The organism is Marinibaculum pumilum, assembly GCF_042646425.1.
GTDB classification, from domain to species: Bacteria; Pseudomonadota; Alphaproteobacteria; order Ferrovibrionales; family Ferrovibrionaceae; genus Marinibaculum; species Marinibaculum pumilum.
Genome location: NZ_JBHRTR010000005.1, coordinates 270,767 through 295,772, shown reverse-complemented (window position 1 = coordinate 295,772; position 25,006 = coordinate 270,767). Strand labels below are relative to the sequence as shown.

The 25,006-nt window shown below is 69.0% G+C and carries 23 protein-coding genes and 1 tRNA gene; 7 read left to right on the top strand and 17 right to left on the bottom strand.

All coding sequences use genetic code 11. The annotated features are described in order from the left end of the window. Nucleotides 1-75: 75 nt before the first annotated feature. A complete protein-coding gene (locus ACFOGJ_RS02320) occupies nt 76-1,911 on the bottom strand; it encodes a PHA/PHB synthase family protein (RefSeq protein WP_379897792.1) in 1,836 nt (611 codons plus the stop codon). A 706-nt stretch (nt 1,912-2,617) separates the two neighbouring features. Here ACFOGJ_RS02320 and ACFOGJ_RS02315 point away from each other — a divergent pair. The 5 genes from ACFOGJ_RS02315 to ACFOGJ_RS02295 all read left to right on the top strand — a co-directional run bounded on the left by ACFOGJ_RS02315 (nt 2,618) and on the right by ACFOGJ_RS02295 (nt 9,237). Then, entirely contained in the window at nt 2,618-4,681 is a 2,064-nt protein-coding gene (locus ACFOGJ_RS02315) for an OmpA family protein (RefSeq protein WP_379897791.1), read from the top strand. Between the two features lie 199 nt (nt 4,682-4,880). Next, nucleotides 4,881-6,233, top strand: coding sequence for a homoserine dehydrogenase (locus ACFOGJ_RS02310; protein ID WP_379897806.1), 1,353 nt, complete (start codon nt 4,881-4,883; stop codon nt 6,231-6,233). A 17-nt stretch (nt 6,234-6,250) separates the two neighbouring features. After that, on the top strand, nt 6,251-7,231 hold the full coding sequence (glpX, locus tag ACFOGJ_RS02305; protein ID WP_379897804.1) for a class II fructose-bisphosphatase: 981 nt from the start codon (nt 6,251-6,253) through the stop codon (nt 7,229-7,231). A 26-nt stretch (nt 7,232-7,257) separates the two neighbouring features. Next, a complete protein-coding gene (recJ, locus tag ACFOGJ_RS02300; protein WP_379897790.1) occupies nt 7,258-9,048 on the top strand; it encodes a single-stranded-DNA-specific exonuclease RecJ in 1,791 nt (596 codons plus the stop codon). Between the two features lie 112 nt (nt 9,049-9,160). Next, nucleotides 9,161-9,237: transfer RNA gene (locus tag ACFOGJ_RS02295), tRNA-Glu, on the top strand. Between the two features lie 61 nt (nt 9,238-9,298). Here ACFOGJ_RS02295 and ACFOGJ_RS02290 read toward each other — a convergent pair. From ACFOGJ_RS02290 to ACFOGJ_RS02265, 6 genes are all read right to left on the bottom strand, one after another. Then, on the bottom strand, nt 9,299-10,027 hold the full coding sequence (locus ACFOGJ_RS02290; RefSeq protein WP_379897789.1) for a helix-turn-helix transcriptional regulator: 729 nt from the start codon (nt 10,025-10,027) through the stop codon (nt 9,299-9,301). 370 nt (nt 10,028-10,397) lie between these two features. After that, nucleotides 10,398-10,889 (bottom strand): helix-turn-helix domain-containing protein, encoded by a 492-nt coding sequence (locus ACFOGJ_RS02285; protein ID WP_379897788.1) that lies wholly within the window; start codon nt 10,887-10,889, stop codon nt 10,398-10,400. Then, nucleotides 10,876-11,085: a hypothetical protein gene (locus ACFOGJ_RS02280; protein WP_379897787.1), complete on the bottom strand. Its 210-nt coding sequence runs from the start codon at nt 11,083-11,085 to the stop codon at nt 10,876-10,878. Before ACFOGJ_RS02280 ends, ACFOGJ_RS02285 begins: the two co-directional genes overlap by 14 nt. Further along, a complete protein-coding gene (locus ACFOGJ_RS02275; protein WP_379897786.1) occupies nt 11,082-11,891 on the bottom strand; it encodes an enoyl-CoA hydratase-related protein in 810 nt (269 codons plus the stop codon). The genes ACFOGJ_RS02280 and ACFOGJ_RS02275 overlap by 4 nt, the downstream gene beginning before the upstream one ends. A gap of 70 nt (nt 11,892-11,961) precedes the next feature. Beyond that, complete coding sequence (locus ACFOGJ_RS02270; protein WP_379897785.1) at nt 11,962-12,618, bottom strand: acyl-homoserine-lactone synthase; 657 nt, start codon at nt 12,616-12,618, stop codon at nt 11,962-11,964. A gap of 307 nt (nt 12,619-12,925) precedes the next feature. Next, nucleotides 12,926-14,251 (bottom strand): EAL domain-containing protein, encoded by a 1,326-nt coding sequence (locus ACFOGJ_RS02265; protein ID WP_379897784.1) that lies wholly within the window; start codon nt 14,249-14,251, stop codon nt 12,926-12,928. 249 nt (nt 14,252-14,500) lie between these two features. Here ACFOGJ_RS02265 and ACFOGJ_RS02260 point away from each other — a divergent pair, with 249 nt between their 5' ends. After that, nucleotides 14,501-15,340 (top strand): enoyl-CoA hydratase, encoded by an 840-nt coding sequence (locus ACFOGJ_RS02260; protein ID WP_379897783.1) that lies wholly within the window; start codon nt 14,501-14,503, stop codon nt 15,338-15,340. Nucleotides 15,341-15,397: 57 nt separating this feature from the next. Here the strand turns inward: ACFOGJ_RS02260 and ACFOGJ_RS02255 are convergent, their stop codons facing one another. From ACFOGJ_RS02255 to ACFOGJ_RS02240, 4 genes are all read right to left on the bottom strand, one after another. Further along, the gene (locus ACFOGJ_RS02255) at nt 15,398-15,763 is read right to left on the bottom strand and encodes a hypothetical protein (protein WP_379897782.1); all 366 of its coding nucleotides are present in this window, start codon (nt 15,761-15,763) and stop codon (nt 15,398-15,400) included. Between the two features lie 241 nt (nt 15,764-16,004). Next, the gene (locus tag ACFOGJ_RS02250; RefSeq protein WP_379897781.1) at nt 16,005-16,898 is read right to left on the bottom strand and encodes a flagellin; all 894 of its coding nucleotides are present in this window, start codon (nt 16,896-16,898) and stop codon (nt 16,005-16,007) included. A gap of 274 nt (nt 16,899-17,172) precedes the next feature. Continuing rightward, a complete protein-coding gene (locus ACFOGJ_RS02245) occupies nt 17,173-17,361 on the bottom strand; it encodes a DUF2842 domain-containing protein (protein WP_379897780.1) in 189 nt (62 codons plus the stop codon). Between the two features lie 12 nt (nt 17,362-17,373). Continuing rightward, entirely contained in the window at nt 17,374-17,637 is a 264-nt protein-coding gene (locus ACFOGJ_RS02240; RefSeq protein WP_379897779.1) for a hypothetical protein, read from the bottom strand. A 396-nt stretch (nt 17,638-18,033) separates the two neighbouring features. Between ACFOGJ_RS02240 and ACFOGJ_RS02235 the strand changes: the two genes are divergently transcribed. Beyond that, nucleotides 18,034-18,966 carry a tetratricopeptide repeat protein gene (locus tag ACFOGJ_RS02235; protein WP_379897778.1) on the top strand — a complete coding sequence of 311 codons (933 nt, stop codon included), beginning with the start codon at nt 18,034-18,036 and terminating at the stop codon, nt 18,964-18,966. 41 nt (nt 18,967-19,007) lie between these two features. Here ACFOGJ_RS02235 and ACFOGJ_RS02230 read toward each other — a convergent pair whose 3' ends face one another. The 6 genes from ACFOGJ_RS02230 to ACFOGJ_RS02205 all read right to left on the bottom strand — a co-directional run bounded on the left by ACFOGJ_RS02230 (nt 19,008) and on the right by ACFOGJ_RS02205 (nt 24,975). Then, on the bottom strand, nt 19,008-20,669 hold the full coding sequence (locus tag ACFOGJ_RS02230; RefSeq protein WP_379897777.1) for an NTP transferase domain-containing protein: 1,662 nt from the start codon (nt 20,667-20,669) through the stop codon (nt 19,008-19,010). A 19-nt stretch (nt 20,670-20,688) separates the two neighbouring features. Continuing rightward, nucleotides 20,689-21,399: an XdhC family protein gene (locus tag ACFOGJ_RS02225; RefSeq protein WP_379897776.1), complete on the bottom strand. Its 711-nt coding sequence runs from the start codon at nt 21,397-21,399 to the stop codon at nt 20,689-20,691. Nucleotides 21,400-21,435: 36 nt separating this feature from the next. Further along, entirely contained in the window at nt 21,436-21,759 is a 324-nt protein-coding gene (locus tag ACFOGJ_RS02220; RefSeq protein ID WP_379897774.1) for an XdhC family protein, read from the bottom strand. After that, nucleotides 21,756-23,051: a vWA domain-containing protein gene (locus ACFOGJ_RS02215; protein ID WP_379897773.1), complete on the bottom strand. Its 1,296-nt coding sequence runs from the start codon at nt 23,049-23,051 to the stop codon at nt 21,756-21,758. Before ACFOGJ_RS02215 ends, ACFOGJ_RS02220 begins: the two co-directional genes overlap by 4 nt. Nucleotides 23,052-23,067: 16 nt before the next feature. Continuing rightward, nucleotides 23,068-24,021, bottom strand: coding sequence for an AAA family ATPase (locus tag ACFOGJ_RS02210; protein ID WP_379897772.1), 954 nt, complete (start codon nt 24,019-24,021; stop codon nt 23,068-23,070). Between the two features lie 159 nt (nt 24,022-24,180). Continuing rightward, nucleotides 24,181-24,975 carry an FAD binding domain-containing protein gene (locus ACFOGJ_RS02205; RefSeq protein ID WP_379897771.1) on the bottom strand — a complete coding sequence of 265 codons (795 nt, stop codon included), beginning with the start codon at nt 24,973-24,975 and terminating at the stop codon, nt 24,181-24,183. Nucleotides 24,976-25,006 lie beyond the last annotated feature (31 nt).

Here is a 25,006-nt window from a genome sequence, read left to right as displayed (position 1 = left end):
GCTCATCAAAGCTCCTCCTCACGGAGCTTGAATCACTGTTCGCAATCCCATGCTACAAATTTATGAGTTTACGACCTAGTCCCCGCTGTTTGCGTCCGTCTCGCTGACGACTTCCTCGGCCTCGGTCCAGTTCGCGGTGGCCCCCTTCGACTTCACGTAGGATCCGGGGGCATCCTCGATCACCTTCAGCTTGCCGTCGCCAGGCACCCGGGCGGGAACCTTCGGCCCGGAATGCGTCGACAGCCAGGCATCCCAGTCCTCCCACCAGGAGCCGGGATGCTCGGTCGCAGTGGCCAGCCATTCCTCCGGCGTCGGCGGGTTCTTCGCAATGTCGCTGGTCCAGTGCTGGTACTTGCGGGCGGAGGGCGGATTGATGACGCCGGCGATGTGGCCGGACCCTGCCAGGACGAAGCGGACCGGGCCGGAATAGAGCTGGCTCGCCTTGTAGACACTGGTGAAGGGCGCGATGTGGTCCTCCTTGCTGGACTGCAGGTAGATCGGCACCTTGATCTTCCGCAGGTCCAGGTCCACGCCGCACAGGTGCAGGGCGCCGGGCTGCACCAGCAGGTTCTTCTGGTACATGTTGCGCAGGTAATAGCTGTGCATCTTCGCCGGCATGTTGGTGGCGTCGGCGTTCCAGTACAGCAGGTCGAAGGGGAAGGGGTCCTTGCCCAGCAGGTAGTTGTTGACCACGAACGACCAGATCAGGTCGTTGGCGCGCAGCATGTTGAAGGTGGTCGCCATCTCGTTGCCGGCGAGATAGCCGCGTTCCGCCATCACCTGCTCGATATGCTCCAGCTGCTCGTCATCGATGAAAACGCTCAGCTCGCCCGCCTCCGAAAAGTCGACCTGGGCAGCGAAGAAGGTGGTCGCCTTGATCCGGTCGTCGCCGCGGGCGGCGAGGACGGCCAGCGCGCAGGCCATAAGGGTGCCGCCGATGCAATAGCCGATCGTCGTCACCTCGCGCTCGCCGGTGGCCTTCTCCACGGCGTCCAGCCCGTCGAAGATGCCTTCCTTCAGATAGTCCTCGAAGGTCTTCTCCGTCAGCGTCTCGTCGGGGTTGCGCCACGACACCACGAACACCGTGTAGCCGCGGTCGAGCATCCAGGAGATGAACGAGTTCTCCGGCCGCAGGTCCATGATGTAGAACTTGTTGATCCACGGCGGCACGATGAACAGTGGGCGCTTGTACACTTCCTGCGTCGTCGGGGTGTATTGCAGCAGCTGCATCAGGTCGTTCTGGTAGATCACCTTGCCCGGCGTAACCGCGACATTCTCGCCGACCTTGAAGGCGTCCATGTCGGTCATGCGGATGTGCAGGCGGCCGCTGTTGCGGTCCAGGTCCTTCAGCATGTTGTCCAGGCCGCGGACCAGGTTCTCGCCGTTCGATTCCAGGGTGGCGCGCAGCACCTGCGGGTTGGTCATCAGGAAGTTGGACGGCGCCATCGCGTCGACGAACTGCCGGGTATAGAAGTCCACCTTCTTCGCCGTGCGGTCGTCCAGCCCGTCGACATCCTTGACCGTGTCCTGCATCCAGCGGGCGGTCAGCAGGTAGGATTGCTTGATGTAGTCGAAGACCTGGTTCTCGTCCCACTGCGGGTCGCGGAAGCGGCGGTCGCCGCGTTCGGGCTGCACCAGGGGATCGGATTCCTGACCCAGGAAACGCTGCGCCTGCGAGGTCCACAGGTCCATGTAGCGCTGCCAGAGATCGAGCTGCGCCTCCACGATCTTCGACGGCTCGGACATCATCTTGGTGAACAGTTCCATGAAGGCGCCGCCGATGTTCAGCGGGTCGGCACTGCCGACACCCTTCTCCCGCTGCGACGCCAGGAACTCGCTCACCAGGGTCTGGGACTGGGTCGCGACCTTCATCATGTTCGCGGAGAAGGTCGCCGGATCGGGCAGGGGCATGTCCGGGTCGACACCCGCCGCGCCCGGCTTGCCCGTCCCCTTGGCCGGTCCGGCGCCCCGGTCCGTCTTGCCCCCTGCTGCGGCCGTCGTGGTGGCAGGTACCGGCTCAGCCTTCGCGCCGGGACTTGGCGCCGTCGCCCGCTTCGGCGCGGTCGCCTTGCCCGCAGCCTTTTCCGGACCTTTCCCCTTCGCCGGACCTTTCCCCTTCGTCGGACCTTTCCCTTGCGACTGGGCTGGCGCTTTCCTGCCGGTCGCTGCCTTGCCGGCCGCCGCTGCCTTGCCGGCCGCCGCTGCCTTCGCCGCCGGTGCCTTCGCTGCGGCCTTGCCGGCTGTGCCTTTAGCGGCGCCCTCCGGGGTCGTCTCCGGGGCAGAATCCGACGCACGGGCAGGTCTGGCAGCTCCTTTGCCTCGGGCACGACGTGGCGGTGCGGACATGGGCTTCCCTCCGGGCGCGGTTCTGGTTGTCACCACTGCAAGGGTGGCCAACCCAGCATCATCGTCAAGGTCGGAAAAGACGCAGTGGCAGGCGATTCGCGGCACTGGTCGCGCAAAACGCCAATGCCCGCCGAGTCGAATCGCCGCACCGGTGCGATGAAGCGCCGGCCTTGTGTCGGCTGGGACGACACAGTAAAGCGTAGGGAACTCAGGGGTTGCGTGGCGGATGCAGCAGGAACAGGACAGACTCCCTCGGCAAGGAGCAACACCGATGGTCGCACGTCTCGCCGCAGGTCTGCGGGCGGCACGTTCGCTTGCCTTTGTCGCGTTGCTGGCGCCGACACTGGGTGCCTGCGCCTATGGCGTCGGCGACCTGTTCGGAGAGGATCCGCCACCACCGCCGCCACCTGTCTTCGTCCCGAAGAGCGAGGCGGAGACGCAGGAGGGCGGCACCGCCGCCGCCGGTGCGGACCAGGAAGAGAGCTTCCCCACCCTGGGACAGGTGCCGGAACGGCCCACCCCGACGACCCAGCCTGCCGAACAGACGGAAATCTCGCAGTCGCTCGCTGCCGACCGGCAGAACGCGCAGTACACGCGCGAACGGCTGACGGGCGAGATGTCGGACGGCGGCGACCCCGGGACGCCGCCGCCAGCGACCACAACGACTGCGGCCACAACGACTGCGGCCGCATCGACCGCTTCAGCCCCCGCTTCCGCGACGACGTCCGCTTCGACAGCGGCGGCGCCGTCGAGCGCCGGCACCGCGGCCGCAAGCCCTGACGACACCATGGCCGACGGCATGACCGCCGCCGACACGGCATCGGCCGGGCAGGCGGCGCCGACGGCCATGGCGGCGGCGGACACCGCAAGTTCGGTCCCCGCGCCGCCCAGCGCCGGCGGCACCATGGCGGATGAGAGCGCCAATGTGCAGCGCGCGATCGACTCCCGTTCCGAGATCACGGAAGGGACGGCCCGCGGCAGCACCCTGCAGAACCGCTCCGACCGCCCGGTGCTGCAGCGTACCGAACGCCTCACCGCGGCCCTCAATTCGCCCGAGGCCAGCGCGTCGGAGGTCGATGCCTTCACGCGGCGCATGGCAGCCGGTTCGTCGGCCTCCAATGCCACCGTGGCCGCGCGGCGCAGCTATCCGGAGACCGGCGCGACGATGCAGGCCGGCACCGCCGCCTCCGCGCCTGAGGTATCGAGCGCCCGGGCCGACGAGCTTCTGGCAGCGAAGGCGAGTGCCGAACTGGCCGCCTACGAAGCGCAGGAGCAGGGCGCCATGACCGATCCAGCCGCTCCCGCATCGAGTGCAGCAGCATCCGCTGCCGCCGGAACCGCCGCCATGGCGGACACAACCATGCAGGCTGCCCGGACACCCGAGCCGCAGCTGACGACCCGCACTGTCAGCAGCGCCGCTCCCGGCGCGGCCGGCGACGTGGAACAGGCGACCCAGCAGGCGATCGACCGCCAGGCGATGGGCCAGGCCATGCCGTCGCAGACTGCCGGCGCGCCCATGGTCAGCGAACAGGTCTCCGTTGCGGAAGAGGTCACCCCGGCCGGGCAGGTGACCGTGGTGGAGACGATGCGGGAAACCGTTCCCGCAGCGCCCACGCCAGCGCCGCAGCCGCAGTCGCTGGCCGACATCTACGAGGCGCAGCTGCGCGCCTCCAGCGCCTCCACCCTGCAGCAGGCGGCGCGGGAAGGCGCCACCCTTGCGGCTGCCGACGGAACGGCTGGCGCGGGCTATCCCCAGCAGCAGGCGGCGGCCAGCAATCTCCCGCCTGCCGGCAGCTATCGCGCCGCGCCCGCGCAGGCCTATCCCGCCTCGACCTATGCAGGCGCCCCGTCCTATGCCGGTGCGTCGGGCTATGGCGCCGGCACCGTCGTGGTCAGCGGCAGCGGCACCACCGGCGGGACCCGCGCCGCGGCCCCGGCGGCCTATGCTGCCGGCGCCGGCTATCCGGGCGGCAACGTGCCGGGCGTGAAGGCCGGCACGATCCGCTTCAATGCCGGCTCCAGTCGCCTCGGCAGCGGCGACCTGGAGACCCTGCGCCGGATCGCGGATCAGTACAGCCGCTTCGGCGGGCGGGTCCTGGTCCTCGGCCATGCATCGAGTCGCACCGGCGACATGCCGCCGGAACGGCACAAGCTGGTGAATTTCGACATCTCCCTGGAGCGCGCCGAAGCCGTTGCGGCACAGCTCGGTCGCTACGGCATCCCGACCGCTGCGATGCTGGTGGAAGCCAGGTCGGACATGGACCCGATCTATTTCGAGGCCATGCCGGCGGCCGAGGCGGCCAACCGGCGGGCCGAGGTCTACTTCCTCCGCTGACTTTTCTGCGCGTTGAAAAGTTCATTCGTTTCAACTCTTTAGGGGCAACAGTTGATATGTTGCACGAAGTGGCGTCGTGACCGCCTCTGATCCGAAGGCAAAGGCCCGCAGCGCCCGGCGCCGGGCCACCGCAGTGCGGCCGGCCCGCGCGAAGGCCAAGGCCGCCCGGGCCGCAGCCCCAAAGGCCCGGAAGGGCGGCATCCAACCGGCCGGGTCAAAGGCGGCACAACCGGCAGGGCCGGCCCCCCTTCGCCTCGGCATCGCGGGGCTGGGTACCGTCGGATGCGGCGTCCTGACCCTGCTGGAGCGCAACGGTCCGCTAATCGCCGCGCGCGCCGGACGCCCGCTGCAGGTGACGTCGGTCTCCGCCCGGTCGCGGCGGAAGAAGCGCGCCGCCGATCCCGGCCCAGCGACCTGGCACAGCGACCCGGTCGCGCTCGCCCGGGATCCCGAGGTCGACGTCGTGGTGGAGCTGATGGGTGGCTCGGACGGTCCGGCCCGGGCCCTGTGCGAGGCGGCGCTGCGTGCCGGCAAGCCGGTCGTCACGGCAAACAAGGCGCTGTTGGCGGAGCGGGGGACGGCCCTGGCCAGGCTGTCGGCGCGGTACGGTGCGCCCCTGGCCTACGAAGCCGCCGTGGCCGGCGGCATCCCGATCATCAAGGCGCTGCGGGAAGGGCTGGCCGGCAACCGGATCCGACGGCTCTATGGCATCCTCAACGGCACCTGCAACTACATCCTGACGACGATGGAGGCGACCGGCCGGGACTTCGACGATGTCCTGGCCGAGGCGCAGCGGCTCGGTTATGCCGAGGCCGATCCCAGCTTCGACGTCGACGGCATCGATGCGGCCCACAAGCTGGCGATCCTGGCCGCCCTGGCCTATGGCGCACCGGTCGATTTCGCCTCCGCCTATGTGGAGGGGATCCGGGCCGTGACGGCCGCCGATATCGCGATGGCAGCGGAGCTCGGCTTCCGGATCAAGCTGCTGGGCCTCGCCCAGCTCGAGGACGGTGCGCTGCTGCAGCGCGTGCATCCCTGCCTGGTGCCGCGGACCACGCCGATCGCGCATGTCGACGGCGTCTATAACGCGGTGGTGACGGAAGGCGACGCGGTCGGCCGGACCCTGCTGGAGGGCCGCGGCGCCGGAGCGGAGCCGACCGCCTCGGCGGTGATGGCCGATATCATCGATATCGCCGCCGGGCGCATCGCGCCGCCGCTGGGGCTGCCTGCGACGGCGCTGGCGAAGCATCGCGCATGTCACATGCGCGACCATGTCGGCTGCTACTATGTCCGCCTGCAGGTCAGGGACGAGCCGGGGGTGATCGCGGACATCTCCGCGATCCTGAAGCGGTGCAGCATTTCCATAGAATCCCTGCTACAGCACGGGCGCGCGCCGGACGACGCGCGCGGCGTGCCGGTGGTGATGACCACGCACGAGGCGCGCGAGGCGCACATGATGCAGGCCCTGTCGCGGATGGCGCGCCTGCCGTCGGTGCTCCATGCGCCGCACATCATTCGGATCGAGAAACTGACAGTACCGGAGGAAAGCTGACCATGGCTGCCAAGGGCATGGATCGGAACTTCACCCTTGAGGCCGTGCGGGTGTCGGAGGCCGCGGCGATCGCGGCGGCCACGCAGATCGGCCTCGGCGACGAGAAGAAGGCCGACCAGGTCGCCGTCGACGCCATGCGCACCGCGCTGAACAAGGTGGCGATGGACGGCACCGTGGTGATCGGCGAGGGCGAGCGGGACGAGGCGCCGATGCTCTATATCGGCGAGAAGGTCGGCCGTGGCAGCGGGCCGAAGATCGACATCGCGCTGGACCCGCTGGAAGGCACCACCCTGACCGCCAAGGCCGGCTCCAATGCGCTTGCGGTGCTGGCCTTCGCGGAGGCGGGCTGCCTGCTGAACGCCCCCGACGTCTACATGGACAAGATCGCGGTCGGCGGCGGCCTGCCGGAGAACGTGGTCGATTTGGACGCGACCCCGGCGGAGAACCTGGCGGCGCTTGCCGCGGCGAAGGGCTGCGAGGTGGCGGCGCTGACCGCCTGCATCCTCGACCGGCCGCGCCACGAGGAGCTGATCGCCAGGGTCCGCGAGGCGGGTGCGCGGATCAAGCTGATCACCGATGGCGACGTGGCCGGGGTGATCGCCACGACGGTGCCGGAGACCGGCATCGACATCTACATGGGCTCCGGCGGGGCGCCGGAAGGCGTCCTGGCCGCGGCGGCGCTGCGGTGCATCGGCGGGCAGATCCAGGGCCGCCTGCTGTTCCGCAACGACGACGAGAAGGAGCGTGCCCGGCGCCTGGGCGTGACCGACCTGGACCGCAAGTACGGCATCCTCGACATGGCGAAGGGCGATGTCATCTTCTCCGCCACCGGGGTGACCGACGGCTGGATGCTGGACGGCGTCCAACCGGTCGCGGACGGTCATATCACCCAGTCGCTTGTGCTGCGCTCGGCAACCGGCACGTCGCGCTGGATCAAGGCGCATCACCGGTCCGGCCGCGGCGCAGGCGCAAAGCCGGCGGCGGGCACCGCCGGTTGAACCGTCCGGAACGCCTGGCCCAAACGATGCCTGTGCCGGAACCTGAAGCGGTTCTCGGCGTCGGAACGTCGCTGCTCGGACGCAACTGGGCCCTGCGCTGCACCGACGAACGGTCGGCGGAAGCGCTGTCCCAGGGGCTCGGCCTGCCCGACGTGGTGGGTCGCATCCTGGCGGGCCGTGGGGTGGACCGCGAAGCGGCGGAGCGCTTCCTGTCGCCGTCGCTGAAGGCGGAACTGCCCGACCCGTCGGTCCTCAAGGACATGGACGTAGCGGCCGCGCGCATCGCCGACGTGGTGATGGCCGGCGGCACGGTCGGGGTGTTCGGCGACTACGATGTCGACGGCGCGACCTCCGCGGCCCTGCTGTCGCGCTTCCTGCACGCGGCCGGCGGCAGGTGCCTGGTTCATATCCCCGACCGGATGCGCGACGGCTACGGACCCAACGCGCCGGCCCTGAAGGCAATGGCGGGGCAGGGGGCGGACGTGATCGTCACGGTCGATTGCGGCATCACCGCCTTCGACGCCCTCGGGCAGGCCGCCGCTGCGGGCATCCCCGTGATCGTCGTCGACCACCATCAGGCGGAGCCGCGCCTGCCGGAGGCGGCCGCGGTGGTGAACCCGAACCGCCTGGACGAGCCGGCAGGCCCGCTGCAGGCGCTTGCCGCCGTCGGGGTGACCTACCTGCTGGTGATCGCGGTGAATCGGCTGCTGCGGACGCGCGGCTGGTACGGGGAGGGCAGGCCCGAGCCGTCCCTCCTGTCCTGGCTGGACATGGTGGCGCTGGGCACGATCGCCGACGTGGTGCCGCTGACCGGGCTCAACCGGGTCCTTGCCGCCCAGGGCCTTCGGGTGATGGCCGGGCGCCGCAATACCGGGCTGTCGGCGCTGGCGGACGTCTCGCGGCTGCATGAACCGCCCGGCGCCTATCACGCGGGCTTCCTGCTGGGGCCACGCATCAATGCGGGCGGCCGGGTCGGCGAATCCGATCTCGGGGTGCGCCTGCTGACCTGCGACGACCCGGCTGAGGCGTCCGCGCTGGCCTCCCGCCTGGACGCCTTCAACGCGGAGCGCCAGCAGATCGAGGCCGCGGTCCTGGAACAGGCGGCGGCCGCCCATGCCTGCCTGGCGGAACCGGACGCGCCGGTCTGCCTGGTTGCGGCCGAGGGCTGGCATCCCGGCGTGCTAGGGATTGTCGCCAGCCGCCTGCGCGAACAGACCGACCGGCCCACGGTGGTGATCGGTCTCGATGGCGGCATGGGCAAGGGGTCGGGGCGTTCGGTACCCGGCGTCGACCTGGGTGCCGCGGTGATCGCGGCCCGGCAGAAAGGCCTGCTGGTCAATGGCGGCGGCCACAAGATGGCCGCCGGGCTGACCGTCGAGGCGGGCCGGATCGACGAGCTGCGCGCCTTCCTGTGCGAGCGGCTGCACGGTCCGGTGGCTGCCGCCGCCGCCGTGCGCCGGCTGGGAATCGATGCCGTCCTGTCGCCCGGCGCGGCGAACGAGGGGCTGCTGGACCTGCTGGAGCGGGTCGCCCCGTTCGGGGTCGGCAATCCGGAGCCCCGCTTCGCGCTGGCCAATGCCGATATCACCTTTTTCCAGGTGGTCGGCGAACGCCATGTCCGCTGCACCCTGCAGGGACCCACCGGCGGCCGGGTCAAGGCAATCGCCTTCCGCGCGGTCGACACGCCGCTTGGGGCGGCCCTCATGCAGCGCGACGCGCGGCTGCACCTGGCCGGCCATCTGCGCGCCGACCATTGGCGCGGCGAACGCCGGGTCCAGTTCGTCATTGAGGACGGCGCAAGGCCCGTCGCGCTCTGACACCCGGCGGGCCGCCGCTGCGGAAATTTCGAAGGAAGCCGGTGTTGCGCCTTGATTTGCGGCGAACCAGCCGTTAGGTACGACAGGCCCCCGGGCGGGCACCGGTGCCTGCGACCCCATCGTCTAGCCCGGTCAGGACGTCACCCTTTCAAGGTGAAAACACGGGTTCGAATCCCGTTGGGGTCGCCACCGCACCGCTCCCGCGTGGCTGGCGTGAAAGCGCCATACCGGGCCGCTCAGCCGGTGCCCCTCAGCGTATCAGGCCGGACCGGATCGCCTCGGCAACGGCCTGGACGCGATTCACGGCCCGCAGCTTGTTCTTGGCGTTCAGCAGGTGGCGCTCCGCGGTGTGCTCGGAGATGCCGAGGATGGCGCCGATCTCCCATTCCGACTTGCCCGCCGCCGCCCAGCGCAGGCATTCCGTTTCCCGCGAGGTCAGCGGCTCCTTCAGCTCGGCGGCGTCCTTGGCGCGGAGCTGGATCGCCCGGCCCATCGCATAGGTCGAGATCAGGCTGATCATCCCCTCCGCCTTGGGCGGGATGTCCATGCGCTCGCCGCCCAGGGAAACGGCCGCGATATCGCCTTCCAGGGTGATCAACGGCACCGCGAAGCCGGCACCCAGGCCATGCTCGCGCGCCTCGCCCATGACATGCCGGGCGATCTGCTCGCAGGCCGGGTCGGGCTCCGCCTCCGCCCAGTCGAAGGGGGAGAGGTTCGACTGGATCCGGCGGATCACCGGATCGACGAACACATACTCCTTCTCGATGTAGCGCTGCAGCCAGGACACCGGCCAGCCCTGGAACAGCACGCTCTCGCGCTGCGCGGACTGGTTGGCCTGGGGGCGCGGCATGGTGCCCGCGATCAGCAGGTCCAGGCCATAGCGGGAGGTGATGGAGAGGAGCTCGGCGCTGATCGCCTGCGCGTTCGGAGCCGTCTCGATCCTGTCGATGAACTCCAGCGTCTCGTCGAAATGGGTCATTGGTCCTCTCCCGGCAGCCCAAGGGCAAGGATGCCTGCCGATCGGCCCGGACGGCAAGCCTCAGGGTAGTGTATGTCCCAAAGCCGCGTATGTCTTGGAGAGGGACGCGGGATACCAACGCGCATCCGGCGCTTTCATACGGTTTTACAACCTTTAGTGGCAGTTTCCTATGCCAGTGGCAAATTTTACGACCTGGGCGCGATCACTGCCATCATCTTTCAGCAAGGTCGCGCACCGGTCGCCTCGAGCTGTCCGGAATTGGGCATGCGCCAAGAGCCCCGGAAGGCCGGCCAGGCCGTCGCGCCCGTTCCGGGCGGACGGCGGGCCGGCGCAAAGGTGCGGCAGTCTGCCGCAGTTGTCTCACCCTGATCTAGGTCAGGAGCTTGCCGCAATCCGCCAGGTCCACCTTGCCATCCTTGCGGGCGAGGGACTGTGTCAGGCGATAGAGCGGCCGTACCACTTCCGGCGGCAGTTCCCGCAGCTGCGACAGGTGGGCGAGTTCGGCGTCGGAGATCAGCAGGAAATCCTCGCCGTCCTGCAGCCGCATCGGCGATTCCTCCTCGGTCAGGTCCCGCAGCAGCGAGGCCAGCGAGGTGCGGAACACCCGGGCGAACTGGACCAGGGTGGTGACCACGATCCGGCTGCGTCCGCTTTCGTAGTTCTGGATCTGCTTGTGGGACAGGCCCAGAGCTTCCGCAACCTGGCGCTGGGTGAGGCCCCGGGTGATCCGGATCCGCTGCAGGCGCCGGCCGACCGCGCGGTCGGCACAGGGGTTGAGGGGTTGCCGCCCGCCTTCCTCCGGGGCAGGCGGCGCCCTGCGCGTACGCTCGGCTGCCTTTGCGGCTTCGTTACTGGTCTGCATCAACAAGGCACCTTTCGTCGGGTTCGGCGAGATCCGGCCCGCCGAAATGGGGATTGGCCAAGGCCACCTTTGCCATCTGCAGGTAATGCGCACCGGTCGGGCTGATGGAGCGCACGTCCTGGTCCAGATAGTCGATCATCGCAATCAGGTCTTCGGTCCGGGCGTCCCGGCCGTTTCCGCGGGCACGCCCTGTCATGCGGCGACCTCCTCGGTTCGCTTCGCTGTCTCACGGTTGCGGTCGGACCGCTGGCGCGCCTGTCCGATGCGGACAAAGGCCTTCAGCCGGCGCCGGGTCCCCGCATCCTCCAGGCGCTCGCGGAACGCATCGCACTCCCGGTCGATCTGCACGGCCAGGCTGGCTGGATTGCCCCGCATCAGGCGGCGGGTGGCGCGCAGGGCGGCCGCCGGCTTGCGGGCCAGCTGGTGCGCCGCCTCCATTGCGGCGGGAACCACTTCCTCCGCGCCCATGACCGCGTTCACCAGGCCCAGACGGGCCGCCTCCTGCGCCGTCAGCTCGCCGCCCAGGCAGAACAGCTCGAACGCCTTCTGGTATCCCAGCCGCTCCGGTCCGAGCCGGCTGGACGCCGCTTCCGGCACCAGCCCAAGGTCGACGAACGGCGCCTTGAACAGGCTGCGCTCGCTGGCATAGATCAGGTCGAAATGCAGCAGCATGGTGGTGCCGATCCCGGCCGCCAGGCCATCCACGGCGGCGATGAACGGCTTGTCGCTGGCCGCCAGGGCCCGGAAGAAGGCGGGCGCGGCCCGGGACACCTCGTCCAGCATCTCGTCGCCGGCCACGAACTGCGCCAGGTCGGCACCGGCACAGAACAGTCCCGGACCGCCCAGGATCAGAAAGACCGCGATATCGTCGTCATGCTGCGCCGCCTCAATGCGGCGGGTCAGCTGCTCGTAGTGTCGTGCGGAGAGATTGGCCACTCCGTCGGGATCGGCGATGGAAAGCATTTCCACCGCGCCGATGCGCTTTGCGGAAATATGGGTCATTGCAGCCTCGTTCCGGCCGGTTTGTCCGGCCCTGTTGAGTCAGGACGCCCGAAAATCAGGACGCCTGGGATCAGGAAGCCAGGGCGTGCTCCGTCTCGAAGGCGACGAAGGCCTCCTGCGCGCCCAGGCAACGGACGACCGGCTCCTCATGTCCCCGGAAGGCACGGATCGTCTCCAGCGTGTGTTCGTTGAACGTGAGTTCCGTGGCGACGATGTTCTGGTCGCCGATCTTGGTCTGCAGGCCAAGCGGCCGCGCCAGGAACTGCAGCTGCATGGCGCGCAGCACCCACATCGGCTCGAATTCGATGATCGCCTTGTGCACACCGGCCTGCAGGCCCCATTCCACCAGCCCGGCGATCAGCTCGCTGCCGACCGAGCCGACGCCGCGGCGTCCCTCGCGATGGGCGGGGGAAACGCAGTAGCGTGTCAGCTCATAGATGCCGGGTCCGCGCGGGGAGGTGCCGACACAGAGCTGGGGAAAAATCTCGGACAGCAGATGGGGCCGGGTGGTCGGCAACATGCGCTGATAGCCGACGACCAGATTGTCGCGCACACAGAGATGATGGACGGCATGGTGGTCATCGAACTGATCGCGCTCTTTTCCGTCCGGACTGCGAAGATCTTCCCAGCCCATTTCTTCGACGAAAACCTGATGACGCAGGCGGTATACTTGTTCGAACAGCGCCGGATATTGATCGACATCGGCGCCAGAGATCACATAGATCATCGAAACCTCCAGGATATTGCGTGTTAATTCAAAACAATTCTGGCAGGCTCTTATCCGTTCGGAATAACGCGATCGCGGTATAGACATGACGTATTACCTATCCAGGGTTGTCCTGGAAAGATTCGGATAGCCGTGTGGTGTAGGGGAAGGCCGCGGAGCGACCATACTGTTCCGGTCGCTTCCAGGATCTGCCGGGCGCAAGCCAGACGCGGCCGGCTGCGGCGATTCTGATCGCCAGAAATGCACTCTATAAGAGAATTAACCCGATTTCTACCGGCGCGACTCAACCGCAAGGAATGTTCGGGGGTCAGACCGCCTCGCGCCACGGGGCAGGGGCAGCAATCCAGTCGGCCAGGTCGCTGCCCGCCATCGGCTTGGCGATGTGGTACCCCTGCACCTCGTCGCATCGGAAGCGACGCAACTTCTCGTATATCTGGCCGTTTTCCACACCTTCCGCGACAACCCGCAGGCGGAGGAAGCGGGCCATCATGATCGTGGCACGCACGATCACCTCGTCACTGCGATCGACATGCATGTCGTCCACGAAGCTGCGGTCGATCTTCACCGTGTCGGCGGGCAGATGCCGCAGATAGGCCATAGAGGATTGTCCGGTGCCGAAATCGTCGATCGCGATATGGACACCGAGCGCCTTCAGCGCCTGCAGCGTTGCGATGCTGGCATGCGGATCGACCATCAGCCCGCTTTCGGTGACCTCCAGATGAAGGAGGTGCGGCGGCAGCCCGCGCATGGCCAGCTCCTGTCCCACGAAGAACACGAAATCCGGCTGCATCAGGTTGCGCACCGAGATGTTGACCGCCAGGGTCAGGTCCAGCCCGCCGCGCTGCCAGTCGCGCAGCTGGTCCAGGCCCTGCCGGAGCACCCATTCCGTCAGCGGCCGGATCAGGTGGGTATCCTCGGCCAGCGGCACGAAGCGTCCCGGCGGCACGGCGCCCCGGCCATCGCAGGACCAGCGGATCAGCGCCTCCGCACCGGTGCAGCGTCCGTTGCGCAGGTCCACCTTCGGCTGGAACACCAGGTGCAGCCCGTGATCGTCCTTCAGGGCCCGTTGCAGGTCCGCCAGCAGGGCATTGTCCGAGATGTCGAGCCGCGGCCGCGGGCAACGGCGCTGCGTGCCGCGTCGGCGAAAGGCCCGCTCCCTTTTCGCCTGCGGGGTCTGCCCGCCGACGACACCACCCGCCTGGCCCGGGCGGCCCTTCATCGGCACGGGGCCAGGCGCCTCCAGGAGGGCCCGCCGCAGGTGCTCGCGCACCGCGTCGGCAAGGCCGCCGAGCGCAAAGCCGAGGACGATCTGCACCGCGACCGGCAACAGGCCTGCGACCGGCGACGCCACGGGTGCCGGGGCCACGCCACTTGCGATCACCGCGGCCAGCAGGCCGGCCACCAGGGCTACCGTCACGCCGCCGCGCCAGCCATAGACCAGCGCACCGAGCATGACCGGCAGGTAGAAGAGGTGGCTGGCCAGGGGGGCGGACAGGCCGTCGACCAGCACAAGAAGCAGGGCGAGAAGGCCGGCGACTGCGATCGTTCCGCCGGACATGACGTGGAACTCGGGATCGCGGAGGGTCGGATCGAGCAGCCCGTCGAGCAATCGCGGAGCGGAGCCAGGAAGCATTGTCGGTTCTGCCGCCATCTTCTGTTCTCCCTGCTGGCGCCAGTCCGGATCTACGCCCGGCAATGCCGCCTTGCCGTCGTGACGACGCGGCTTCCGCACCGCGCCGTCCTGAGCCATGGTTATCGGACAGAAACGCCGGACCCGACAGGACGCGATCGCGGTATGTCCCGAAATGAGGCGGTGGCATACCGCAGCATGCAGCGTCGATGGCGGAGCGGCGATGGCGACACAGCATTCTGGGGGGAGAGGATGAGCTACGAGCAGATCCTGTATTCGGCCGATGAAGGCATCGCGACCATCACCTTGAACCGGCCGGAGAGGCTGAATGCCTGGACCGGCGTGATGGAGCGCGAGGTACGCGACGCGCTGGCCGCCGCCACGGCCGACGATGCGGTGCGCGTGGTCATCCTGACCGGCGCCGGCCGCGGCTATTGCGCCGGGGCCGACATGGACAATCTGGGGGAATTGTCGGCTGCCGGTTCCGACGGCGCACCGTCGCGCGAGACCGGCAACCGGGAGATCGGCGGGATCCCCGGCGGCCTGGCCCTGCGCAGCGACTATCATCTGCGGAACACCTACTACCCGACGGTCCCCAAGCCGGTGATCGCTGCGATCAACGGGCCCTGCGCCGGGCTCGGCCTGGTACTCGCGCTCTACTGCGACATGCGTTTCGCCGCGGATTCGGCCGTTTTTTCCACCGCCTTCTCCCGCCGTGGCCTGATCGCTGAGCATGGCATCAGTTGGATGCTGCCGCGGCTGGTGGGCTTCGCCAATGCCATGGACCTGCTGCTCTCGGCGCGGAAGTTCGACGCCGCCGAGGCGGCGCGGATCGGCCTGGTGAACCGCGTCTATCCGGCCGCGAGCTTCCTGGACGAGGTCCGTGCCTATGCCGGCGAGCTGGCCACCATGGTCTCGCCGCGGTCGATGCGGGTGATCAAGGCGCAGCTCTACGAGGCACAGTTCCAGGACCTGGGCGAGGCGGTCGCGGTGGGTGACCGGGAAATGCTGGAGAGCTTCTCCAGCGCCGACTTCCGGGAAGGGGTCGCCCATTTCGTGGAGCGCCGGGCGCCGGCATTCACCGGTCGCTGAGACGTACGGCCGCCGCGCAAATCGAAGAGGCAGCCGGGGACAGGGCGGCGCGGGGGCCTATTCGCGCAGGGCGTTCAGCAGCCCCTGCAGCAGGTCCTGGGCGGCTTCCTCCCGGGCGGCCTGGTTCATCTCCCGCGCCAGGAAGGCAGAATCGACCGCACCGCTGGCGAACGGATCCTGCCCGTCGGAGCGGTAGAGCCGGCGCACATTGGCCAGGGCGTTGGAGACCATGTCGATGGCCTCCTCGCGGCTCACGCGTTCGCTGGCCAGGAGTTCCTGCAGCAGGGCGACGGCCAGGGCCAGCGCCGAAGCACCGAAGGCTTCCGCCCGGTCCAGATTGCTCTGCAGCTTGGCCACCTGCGCCTGCAGGACTTCCAGGTCGCTCGGCTGTAGCGGCGGTGGCGTAAAGGAATAATCCGACATCGGGCCCCGGCTGACATGAACGAGCCGCGAGCATAGGCGGGTTCACCGGGGCGGCCAACCTTGGGGGGCTATCCCAGGAGGCGCGATTCCAGGAGGCGCGATTCCGGGGGGCGGCAGGGCGGCAGCGCAGGCGATCCGGTCGGGGGAGGGGCGCAGGGCTTCTTTCCGTCCCGCATTCCCGATCCCCCGACCGCGTCCCAGGACCGCGCACCCGTCCATGGGAAATCCGCCGCGCGCCGGCCTAGGCGGCCAGGCTGTCGAACAGGGTCAGCACGGCGCGTTCGCTCTGGCCGGCAAAGGCGAGGGCCTGGATCGCCAGTTCCTGCCGGGTCTGCAGGGCCACGAGCTTGGCGCCTTCCTCGTTGATGTCGGCCAGGGTCAGCTTGTCCGCGCCTTCCTGAAGGGTGGTCGTGTACTGCTCCGTGAAGTCCAGCCGCGTGTTCAGGAAGGTCACGTTGGATCCCAGGTTCGTGGCCACCGAGCGCAGGTTGCTGATCGCGGCATCCAGCCGCTCGATCCCCAGGTCGAAGTTGGACACCGCGGCATTGCTGAAGGTGATCGTGCCCCCGGCGAAGCCGATGATCGTGCTGGCCAGCGATCCGGCCGCCACCCCGGCGGTGAACAGGGCGCCGCTCTGCGTGCTGGACACCAGGATGTTGGTGCCGTTGACGGAAAGCTGCGCGGAGGAGGAATCGGAGAAGTTGACCGTCAGCGAGGCGGTACTGGAGTTCAGCAGGTTCAGGCCGGCATAGGTGGTGTCGCTGACGATCTCGTTCAGCTGCTCGCTGAGGCTGTTGAACTGGGTCTGCAGCGCCGAAAGCTCGGTGGTGGAGGCGGTCTTGGCGCTCTGCAGCAGGCCCTTGAGCTGGCGCAGGGTGGCATCGACGGCTTCGACCCCGTCATTCGCGGCCTGCAGGCTCGACACGGCCTCGTCGATATCGTCCTTCCGGTTCAGGAAGTCCGCGGCCCGGTCGGTCAGGGCCCGCGCCTGGAAGAATGCCGCGGCATCGTCCAGCGCGGAACTGACCTTCAGTCCGGTGGCAAGCCTGTTTTCCGTGACGGAAGAGAGCGCGTTCAGTTCCTGCAATGTCAGCAGGGAACTTCGAATGCTCGAACCGAGTGCAAGTTCTACCATGTGCGCCGCACCAAGGTGGCGGGCACCGACGGGCGTGTTGCGGCGCTGGACGGCAGATCAGCACCCGGTGACCAACCCGGAAGCCAGGATCGCACGATACGCCTTGTTCGTCGCCGACCCGCCGGCCTTGCACCCTGCACCGGCGGTCTGCTGCGGAACATTCACCGACGCCAGAGGGTAACCCTGTCTGACGGCCCACTTTCTGTGGCGGAATATTCTGCCTGCAAGGATAGGCAGCATTTGCCGCCCTGGCAATATCTGCCGCGCCGGCCGCTCAGCTCCGGCGCCGGATGAGCCGCAGCAGGAGGGCCGCCGGCGGCACCCAGACGAAGCCCGCAACGGCAAAGGCCAGCAGGCTCCAGCCGCCGCCATCGGGGAACCAGCTGCCGATCAGGGTGACCGCCACCACCGCATAGGCAAGCAGGAGGATGAGCAGGAGGAACAGGCCCAGCAGGGGATGCATCGCCGCGGGCCCTCAGCTTTCGTCCCGCGCAGGCGCCTCGGCCGCCTGGTCCGCCAATGCCTGGGCCGCGACGGCCAGGTCCTGGGGGCTCACCGCCGCCTGGCGGTCGCCGCAGGTGACCAGCAATGCGCGATTCCCGTCTTCGTCCTCCGCGAAATCGATCTGCACCGCGCCGCTCTCGAACGCCTTGGCGACCGCTTCCACGCCAAGATCTAGGCGCGCCGCCACGGCGTGGATCAGGGCCGTGAGCTCGCCGTACATCTCCCGCTCGTTCATGACTGTCTCGCTCGCCCTCCGACCGCCTCTCGCCCGAAGCTTCCCTGAAAGGGGTTCCCTACAGGGCGGCAGCCGGTTGCGGCAAGGGGGCATCCGCCGACCGGCAGGCCTCGCGGCCCGTTCGCGTGGCGTCCGGGCAATGTGTCAGAAATGTTGTGCCCGCACTTGAACGCAGCGGATGCGCCGGTTAGCTTAGCCGCCAGGGGGCTGTGCGGCGTGACCGTGAAACGTGGCACAGCCCTTTTCTATGTCTCACATGCTCACCGGACGCTGTTCCGGCAGGCAGTTCGAATGCGACGGCTTCGGCCATTCGGTGCCTGTGCGTGACCTGTATCGGAGCCGCACCGCTCAGTGAACAGTCCAGCTCTTGCCACGTCCGCCAGCGCTGCATGCCGGATGGCCCGCCCCGCGGGCATCTCCGGGCGGCTGGCCGGCAGATCCTCCGCCATCCTGCATCGCTGCCTCTTCGGGGCTCTTCTTGCGTTCGGCCTGCAGGCCGGGGCAGGCGGAGCCCTGGCGCAGGACGGCGTGGAACGACCGGCCGGGCTGCCGCCGGCACCGCTGGCCCTGACGCCAGAGGCGCGGGCGGAGGCGTTTCAGGATTCGGTGCGACTGTACGGCCGGCGGGCGCGGGCGGGCGAGATCCGTGCGCAGTATCTGTTCGGCTATCTCTATGAATTCGGCCTGGGGGTGGAGCGCGACCTTGCCGTTGCCGCCGACTGGTACGGCAAGGCGGCGGCGGGCGGCTCGCGGGATGCGCAGTTCCGGCTTGGCATGCTTCACCTGCAGGGCCAGGTGGCGGCAGGCAGCCCAGACCAGGCGGCCGCGTATTTCCGCCAGGCGGCCGAGCAGGGGCTCGCAGCGGCGCAGCTCAATCTCGCCATCATGCTGGAGGCGGGGCAGGGCATGGCGGCGGATCCCGCCGCCGCCGCCCGCTGGTACCGGGCCGCGGCCCTGCAGGGCAATGCCGAGGCGCAGAACAATCTGGGCCTGCTCTACATCACCGGCTCCGGCGTCGATCGCGACGTCGCCGAAGGCGTGCGATGGCTGCGGCTGGCGGCCAGGCAGGGTTCGGCGGACGGCCTGCTGAACCTGGCGCGGCTGCATGCCGACGGTATCGGCGTGCCGCAGGACCTTGTGATGGCCTACGCCCTTCTGCTGCGGGTGACCGAGGATGCGGCCCCGGCAGAGACGGCGGCCCTGGCGGCGCGGGTCCGCGAAGCGATGGCCGCCAGCCTGTCGCCGGCAGAGACGACAGAGGCGGAACGGCTGTCGGCCGATCCCGGCCTTCTCACCGGCTCCGCGACAGGCAGCACCGGCGGGCGCTGAAGCCGCCAGCCCCGAGAGGCCTGCACACCGGCGGGAAGCGGTCAGGCCTGCTCCGGGCCCTCCGCTCCGGCGCCGGCATAGGCCGCCAGGGCCTGCGGCGTGTCCAGGTCGGTCAGCACCCCGTCGTCCGCCATCGCCACCTCGGCCACCTTCTCGGCATGGCCGGCAAGAAGCCCCTTGGCGCCGCGATCGCCAGCCAGGCGGCTGAGTTCCGGAAAGAACGAGTTCCCCCAAAGTACTGGATTTCCTTGTTTTTCAGCGAACAGGGGAATGCAGATGGCCCGCCCTTCCAGCGGATTGAAGGCGGAGATCAGGCGATCCAGATGCGCCGCTTTCAGGTCCGGCATATCGCCCAGGCAGATCAGGGCCCCGTCGGTACCGGCAGGCAGCGCCGCGATCCCGGCACGGATCGAACTGGCCATGCCTTCGGCATAGTCGGGATTCACCACGAAGCGCAGGTTCAGGCCGGCCAGCGCTTGCCGCACGGCGCCGGCCTCGGCGCCCAGCACGACCAGGGTCTCCGCCGCGGTGGAGGCCAGGGCGGCCTCCGCGACCCAGCGCACCAGGGGCTTGCCGTTGACCCGCGCCGTCAGCTTGTTGCGGTCGCCCATGCGGCGCGACAGGCCGGCGGCCAGGATCACGGCGGCAACCTGCGGCATGCGCGGCGCTGCGGGGCTGGCCGTCCCGCCGCCCTCGCGCGGCTGCGGCCGGGTGGGGATTTCCTTCAGCAGGCCGCCGATGCCGGTATCCATCAGGTCGTCCCGGGTCACGGCGATGTCGGCGACGAGGCGCTGCAGCACCCAGTCGAAGCCGTTGAGCTTCGGCGAGCGGGCACAGCCGGGCAGGCCGATCACCGGTCGCTGCGCCACTTCCCCCAGCAGCAGCAGGTTGCCGGGATCGACCGGCATGCCGAAATGCACGACCTGACCGCCGACGGCCACGATGCCCGCGGGGATCACGTCGCCGCGGTCGACGATCGCCGAGGCGCCGAACACCAGGACAATGTCGCAGCTGCCGAAGACGGGCAGGGCCAGCGCGCCGGCGACCGCCTCCGCCGTGTGGGGGCAACGCTCCACAGCGTCCAGGGCGCAGCCCAGCGCCTCGACACGGTCGCGCACGCTGTCGACGGTCTTGTCGAGGACGCTATCCTTGCTTTCCGGCAGGGCGGTCAGGATCAGGCCGACCGATTTGCGCCGGAACGGTGCCAGCCGGACCAGCGCGCCGCCGTCGTCCCGCGCGGTGTCGGCCAGCGCCTCCGCGGCGGCCACTGCGCGCTCCGGGGCGGCGAACGGGATGATCTTGATGGTCGCGAGCATCTGGCCGGCGGTCACCGCCTCGAACGGTGCGACGGTGGCGATGGTGACGGCTTCGTCCAGATGGTTCAGGGCCCGCAGCCGGTCGACATCCAGCAGCACGACGCCGTCGGCGGCGGCATAGAGATTGGCCCGGCCGGTGAAGGCGGCATTGATGCGGACCCCGTCGCCACCGGCCCGGGCGGCGATTCGGTCCGCCGCTTCATCCTCAAGCACATCGTCCGGGCCGAGCCGCGCGGCGATCACCGTCTCCCGGCCCTCCTCCACCAGGGCCTGCGCATCGGCCTGGCTCAGCCGATGTCCCTTCTTCAGCCGGCGCCCGGCCAGTGTCAGGCTGTGGCCGAGCAGGGTGCCGGCGCAGTCGCGGACGGGGAGGGGGCCGAACTCCATCTGCGGCAGCGCCCCGGGCTCAGGCCGCGCGGGCCTGCGGCTCCGGCATCTTGCGCAGGGTCTCGGTGACCTGCGCCATCACCGCGATGGCGATCTCGGCCGGCGAGCGCGCCCCGATCGCCAGACCGATCGGCCCGTGGATGCGCGCCATCGCCGCCTCGTCGAAGCCGGCGCGGCGCAGCCGCTCCAGCCGGGCGCCATGGGTCTTCCTGCTGCCCAGCGCGCCGATATAGAAGCAGTCGGAAATCAGCGCCGCCTGCAGCGCCGGATCGTCCAGCTTCGGGTCGTGGGTGAGGGTGATGACGGCGGTGCGGCGGTCGGGCATCAGCTCCGCCATCGCTTCGTCGGGCCAGGCATGGCTGAGGGAAACGTCGGGAAACCGTTCCGCGGTGGCGAAGGCTTCCCGCGGGTCGATGACGATCACGTCGTAGCCGGCGATCCGCGCCATCGGCGCCAGCGCCTGGGTGATATGCACGGCACCGACCACGATCATGCGCAGCGGCGGGTTGAAGACATTGAGGAACAGCCTGCGCCCGTCCTCCAACTCCACCGTCTGCGAGCGGTCGGCAATGCTGGCGGCGACCACGGACCGGCTCAGCGGATCATCGGCCTGCCAGACCGCGGCGACATCGATGATCTGCTGGGACCCGTCGGCCAGGTCGGTCGCCAGGACCACGGCCGTCTTCGACTGCTTCGCCTGCAGCACCCTGTCCAGGATCGCCCGGTCCATTGCTGCCTCCCTGCTCCGAGAATTCCGCTCTTGCCGTCAGTTCACCCGCTCGACCCAGATCTGGATCTTGCCGCCGCAGGCCAGGCCGACTTCCCAGGCCTGGCTGTTGCTGACGCCGAAATCCAGCATGCGCGGCTTGCCGTCCTCGATCACCTCCAGCGCCTCGGTGACCACCGCACCTTCGATACAGCCGCCGGACACGCTGCCGACGAACTCGGCTTCCTCGTTGATTGCCAGCTGGCTGCCCACCGGACGCGGGGCAGAACCCCAGGTGGTGACGACGGTGGCCAGCGCGGCGCCCTTGCCCGCATCGCGCCAGGCGGCGGCCTGTTCCAGAACGGAGTCGGTGGTGTCGGTCATTGGCGTCCTCCATCGGCGTTGGCCAGCGGGAAGCGGCCCGGGTCCCAGCCGCCGCGCGCCGCGCCCGGCGACGGCTGCGGCCGCGACAGGGCGTCCGCAAGCTCACCCAGGGAATTCAGATTGTGCAGCGGGCGGAATTCGTCCACATGCGGCAGCAGGCTCCGGATCCCTGCGGATCTGGGCTCGAAGCCGTCCCAGCGCAAGAGCGGGTTGAGCCAGATCAGGCGCCGGCAGGAACGATGCAGGCGGTCGATCTGCTCCTCCAGCCCCTCCGCGGCGTCGCGGTCCAGGCCGTCGGAGATGAACAGCACCACCGCGCCCTGGCTCAGCACCCGCCGCGACCAGAGGCGGTTGAACTCCTCCAGAGTGTGGCCGATCCGGGTGCCGCCGGACCAGTCCTCGACATTGCTGCCGATCTGGCCGAGGGCGGCATCGACATCCTTGTTGCGCAGGTAGCGGGTGACGTTGGTCAGCCGGGTGCCGAACAGGAAGGTGTGGACCCGGTCGCGGTCGTTGGTCAGGGCGTGCAGGAAATGCAGGAACATCCGGCTGTACTGCGACATCGAGCCGGAGATGTCGCACAGCACCACCAGCGGCGGATGACGGGTCAGGCGGCGCTTGCGCTTCAGCGGGATCGAACCGCCGCCCGAGCGCAGCGAACCGCGCAGGGTGCCCCGCATGTCGACCCGGGCGCCGCGCGGGTCGCTGCGGTAGCGCCGGGTGGCAACCTCCATGATCGGCAGGCGCAGGCGGGCGATGGCGCCGCGCGCCAGGGCCAGTTCCTCCGTCGACATGCTCTCGAAGTCCATCGTCTGCAGGCGTTCGCGTGCCGACCAGGTGAAGCTGGCGTCGATCTCCAGCTCTTCCTCCTCGTCGTCGCCGCCCTCCTGCTCCTGCGGCCCCTTGTCGGGATACAGCGCCTCCGCCAGGCGGCGGGAGATGTCGCGCTTCTGCTGCTCCGGATCGTCGGCGCCGCCCTCGGTGCGGGGCAGCAGCATGCCCATCATCCGTTCCAGGATCTTCGGGTTGCGCCAGAAGACATGAAAGGCCTGGTCGAAGATCTCGCGATGCTCGCGCCGCGACACGAAGACGGCGTGCAGGGTCCAGTAGAAGTCGTGCCGGCTGGCGATCCCGGCAACCTCCACCGCCCGGATCGCGTCGAGGATCCGCCCCGTGCCGACCGGCAGGCCGGCGCGCCGCAGCACCCGCCCGAAATGCATGATGTTCTCGGCGAAGCGGTCATGACCGCCATCCTCCCCTGCGGCGGCGGGCGGGGTGGGGACTTCACTCATCGGCAGCGGCCGGCGCTCAGACGCCGACCCCGGCGAGTTCCGCCTGCACCTTGCGCAGGATGCCGGCCGCCTCCGAGCCCTGCATGCGCGCGATATCGTCCTGGTACTTCAGGATCACGCCGAGGGTGTCGTCGATGGTCGCCGGGTCCAGCGACATCGCGTTCAGGTAGGTCAGCGCCTGGGTCCAGTCGAGCGTCTCCGCGATCCCGGGCAGCTTGAACAGGTCCACCTGCCGCAGTTCCTGGATGAAGGCGACGATCTGCTGCGCAAGCCGGCGGTCGCAGCCCGGCACCTTGCGCATCACGATCTCCAGCTCCCGCTTCGCGTCGGGATAGCCGACCCAGTGATAGAGGCAGCGGCGCTTCAGCGCGTCATGGATCTCGCGGGTGCGGTTGGAGGTGACGATGACGATCGGCGGCTCCGGCGCCTTGCGGGTGCCGACCTCCGGAATGGTGATCTGGAAGTCCGACAGCACCTCCAGCAGATAGGCCTCGAACGGCTCGTCGGTGCGGTCCAGCTCGTCGATCAGCAGCACAGGCATGCGGCCCTCCGGCCCCGGCTGCAGGGCCTGGAGCAGAGGGCGCGCGATCATGAACTGCTCGGAGAAGACGTCGCCGGCGAGCTTCTCCCGGTCGACACTGCCCTGCGCCTCCGCCAGGCGGATCTCGATCATCTGCCGGGCATAGTTCCATTCATACACCGCCGAGGCGACATCCAGCCCCTCGTAGCACTGCAGCCGCACCAGCGGCCGGTCGAGCACGGCGGACAGGACCTTCGCGATCTCCGTCTTGCCGGTGCCGGCTTCGCCCTCCAGGAACAGCGGCCGCCCCATGCGCAGGGACAGATAAAGGGTGGTCGCCAGGGCGCGGTCGGCGACATAGTTGCCGCGCTCCAGCATCGCCAGGGCGTCCTCGATGGTCTCGGGGATGGTTGCGGGAAGTGCGGAGGAGGTGGGGGCGCTGTCTGTCATGGGCTGGATATGGCAGTTGCGAAAGGAAATGGCAAAGTCCGTCGCCCGGAGGGGCCCCGAAACGACGAAGACCGCGGCGGGGCCGCGGTCTCCGGAGGGATGCCGCAGGTGCGGTACGGAGGATCGCCGTCCCGCACCTGCGAAGCAACCGGATCCTGGTCAGTCGGCCGCCGCCACCGCACGACGCGCCATCACGCCCACCAGGTGCGCGCGATACTCGGCGGAGCCGTGAATGTCGGCGTTCAGGCCGTCGGCCGGCAGCGACAGGTCCTTCAGCGCGTCGGCGTTGAAACTGCCCGACAGGGCCCGCTCGGCCTCCGTCCAGCGGAACACGCAGGGGCCGGCGCCGGTCACGGCGACCCGCACGCCGGAGCCGGTCTGTGCCGCCAGCACGCCGACCATGGCATAGCGGGAGGCCGGGTTCGGGAACTTGGCGTAGCCCGCCTTCTCCGGGATCGGGAAGGACACTTTGGTGATGATCTCGTCATCCTCCAGCGCCGTCTCGAACATGCCCTTGAAGAAGTCGTCGGCCTTGATCTCCCGCTTGTTGGTGGTGACCGTGGCGTTCAGCCCCAGCACCGCCGCCGGATAGTCGGCCGCCGGGTCGTTGTTGGCGATCGAGCCGCCCAGGGTGCCGGTGTTGCGCACCTGCGGGTCGCCGATATGGGAGGCCAGCTCCGCCAGGGCGGGGATCGCCTTGGCGACATCCTTGCTGGCCGCCACCGCGGCATGGGTGGTCAGCGCGCCGATGGTGATGCTGGAGCCGCCGGCGCTGATGCCGGACAGGTCGCCGATGCCCTGCAGGTCGATCAGGTGGCTGGGCTGCGCCAGCCGCTGCTTCAGGGTCGGGATCAGGGTCTGGCCGCCGGCCAGGATCTTGGCATCCTCCGACGATTGCAGCAGCTTCGCTGCCTCGTCGAGGCTCGACGGCTTCTCGTAGGCGAATTCGTACATTGACGTCCCCCTTAAAGGTCAGGTCGGACAG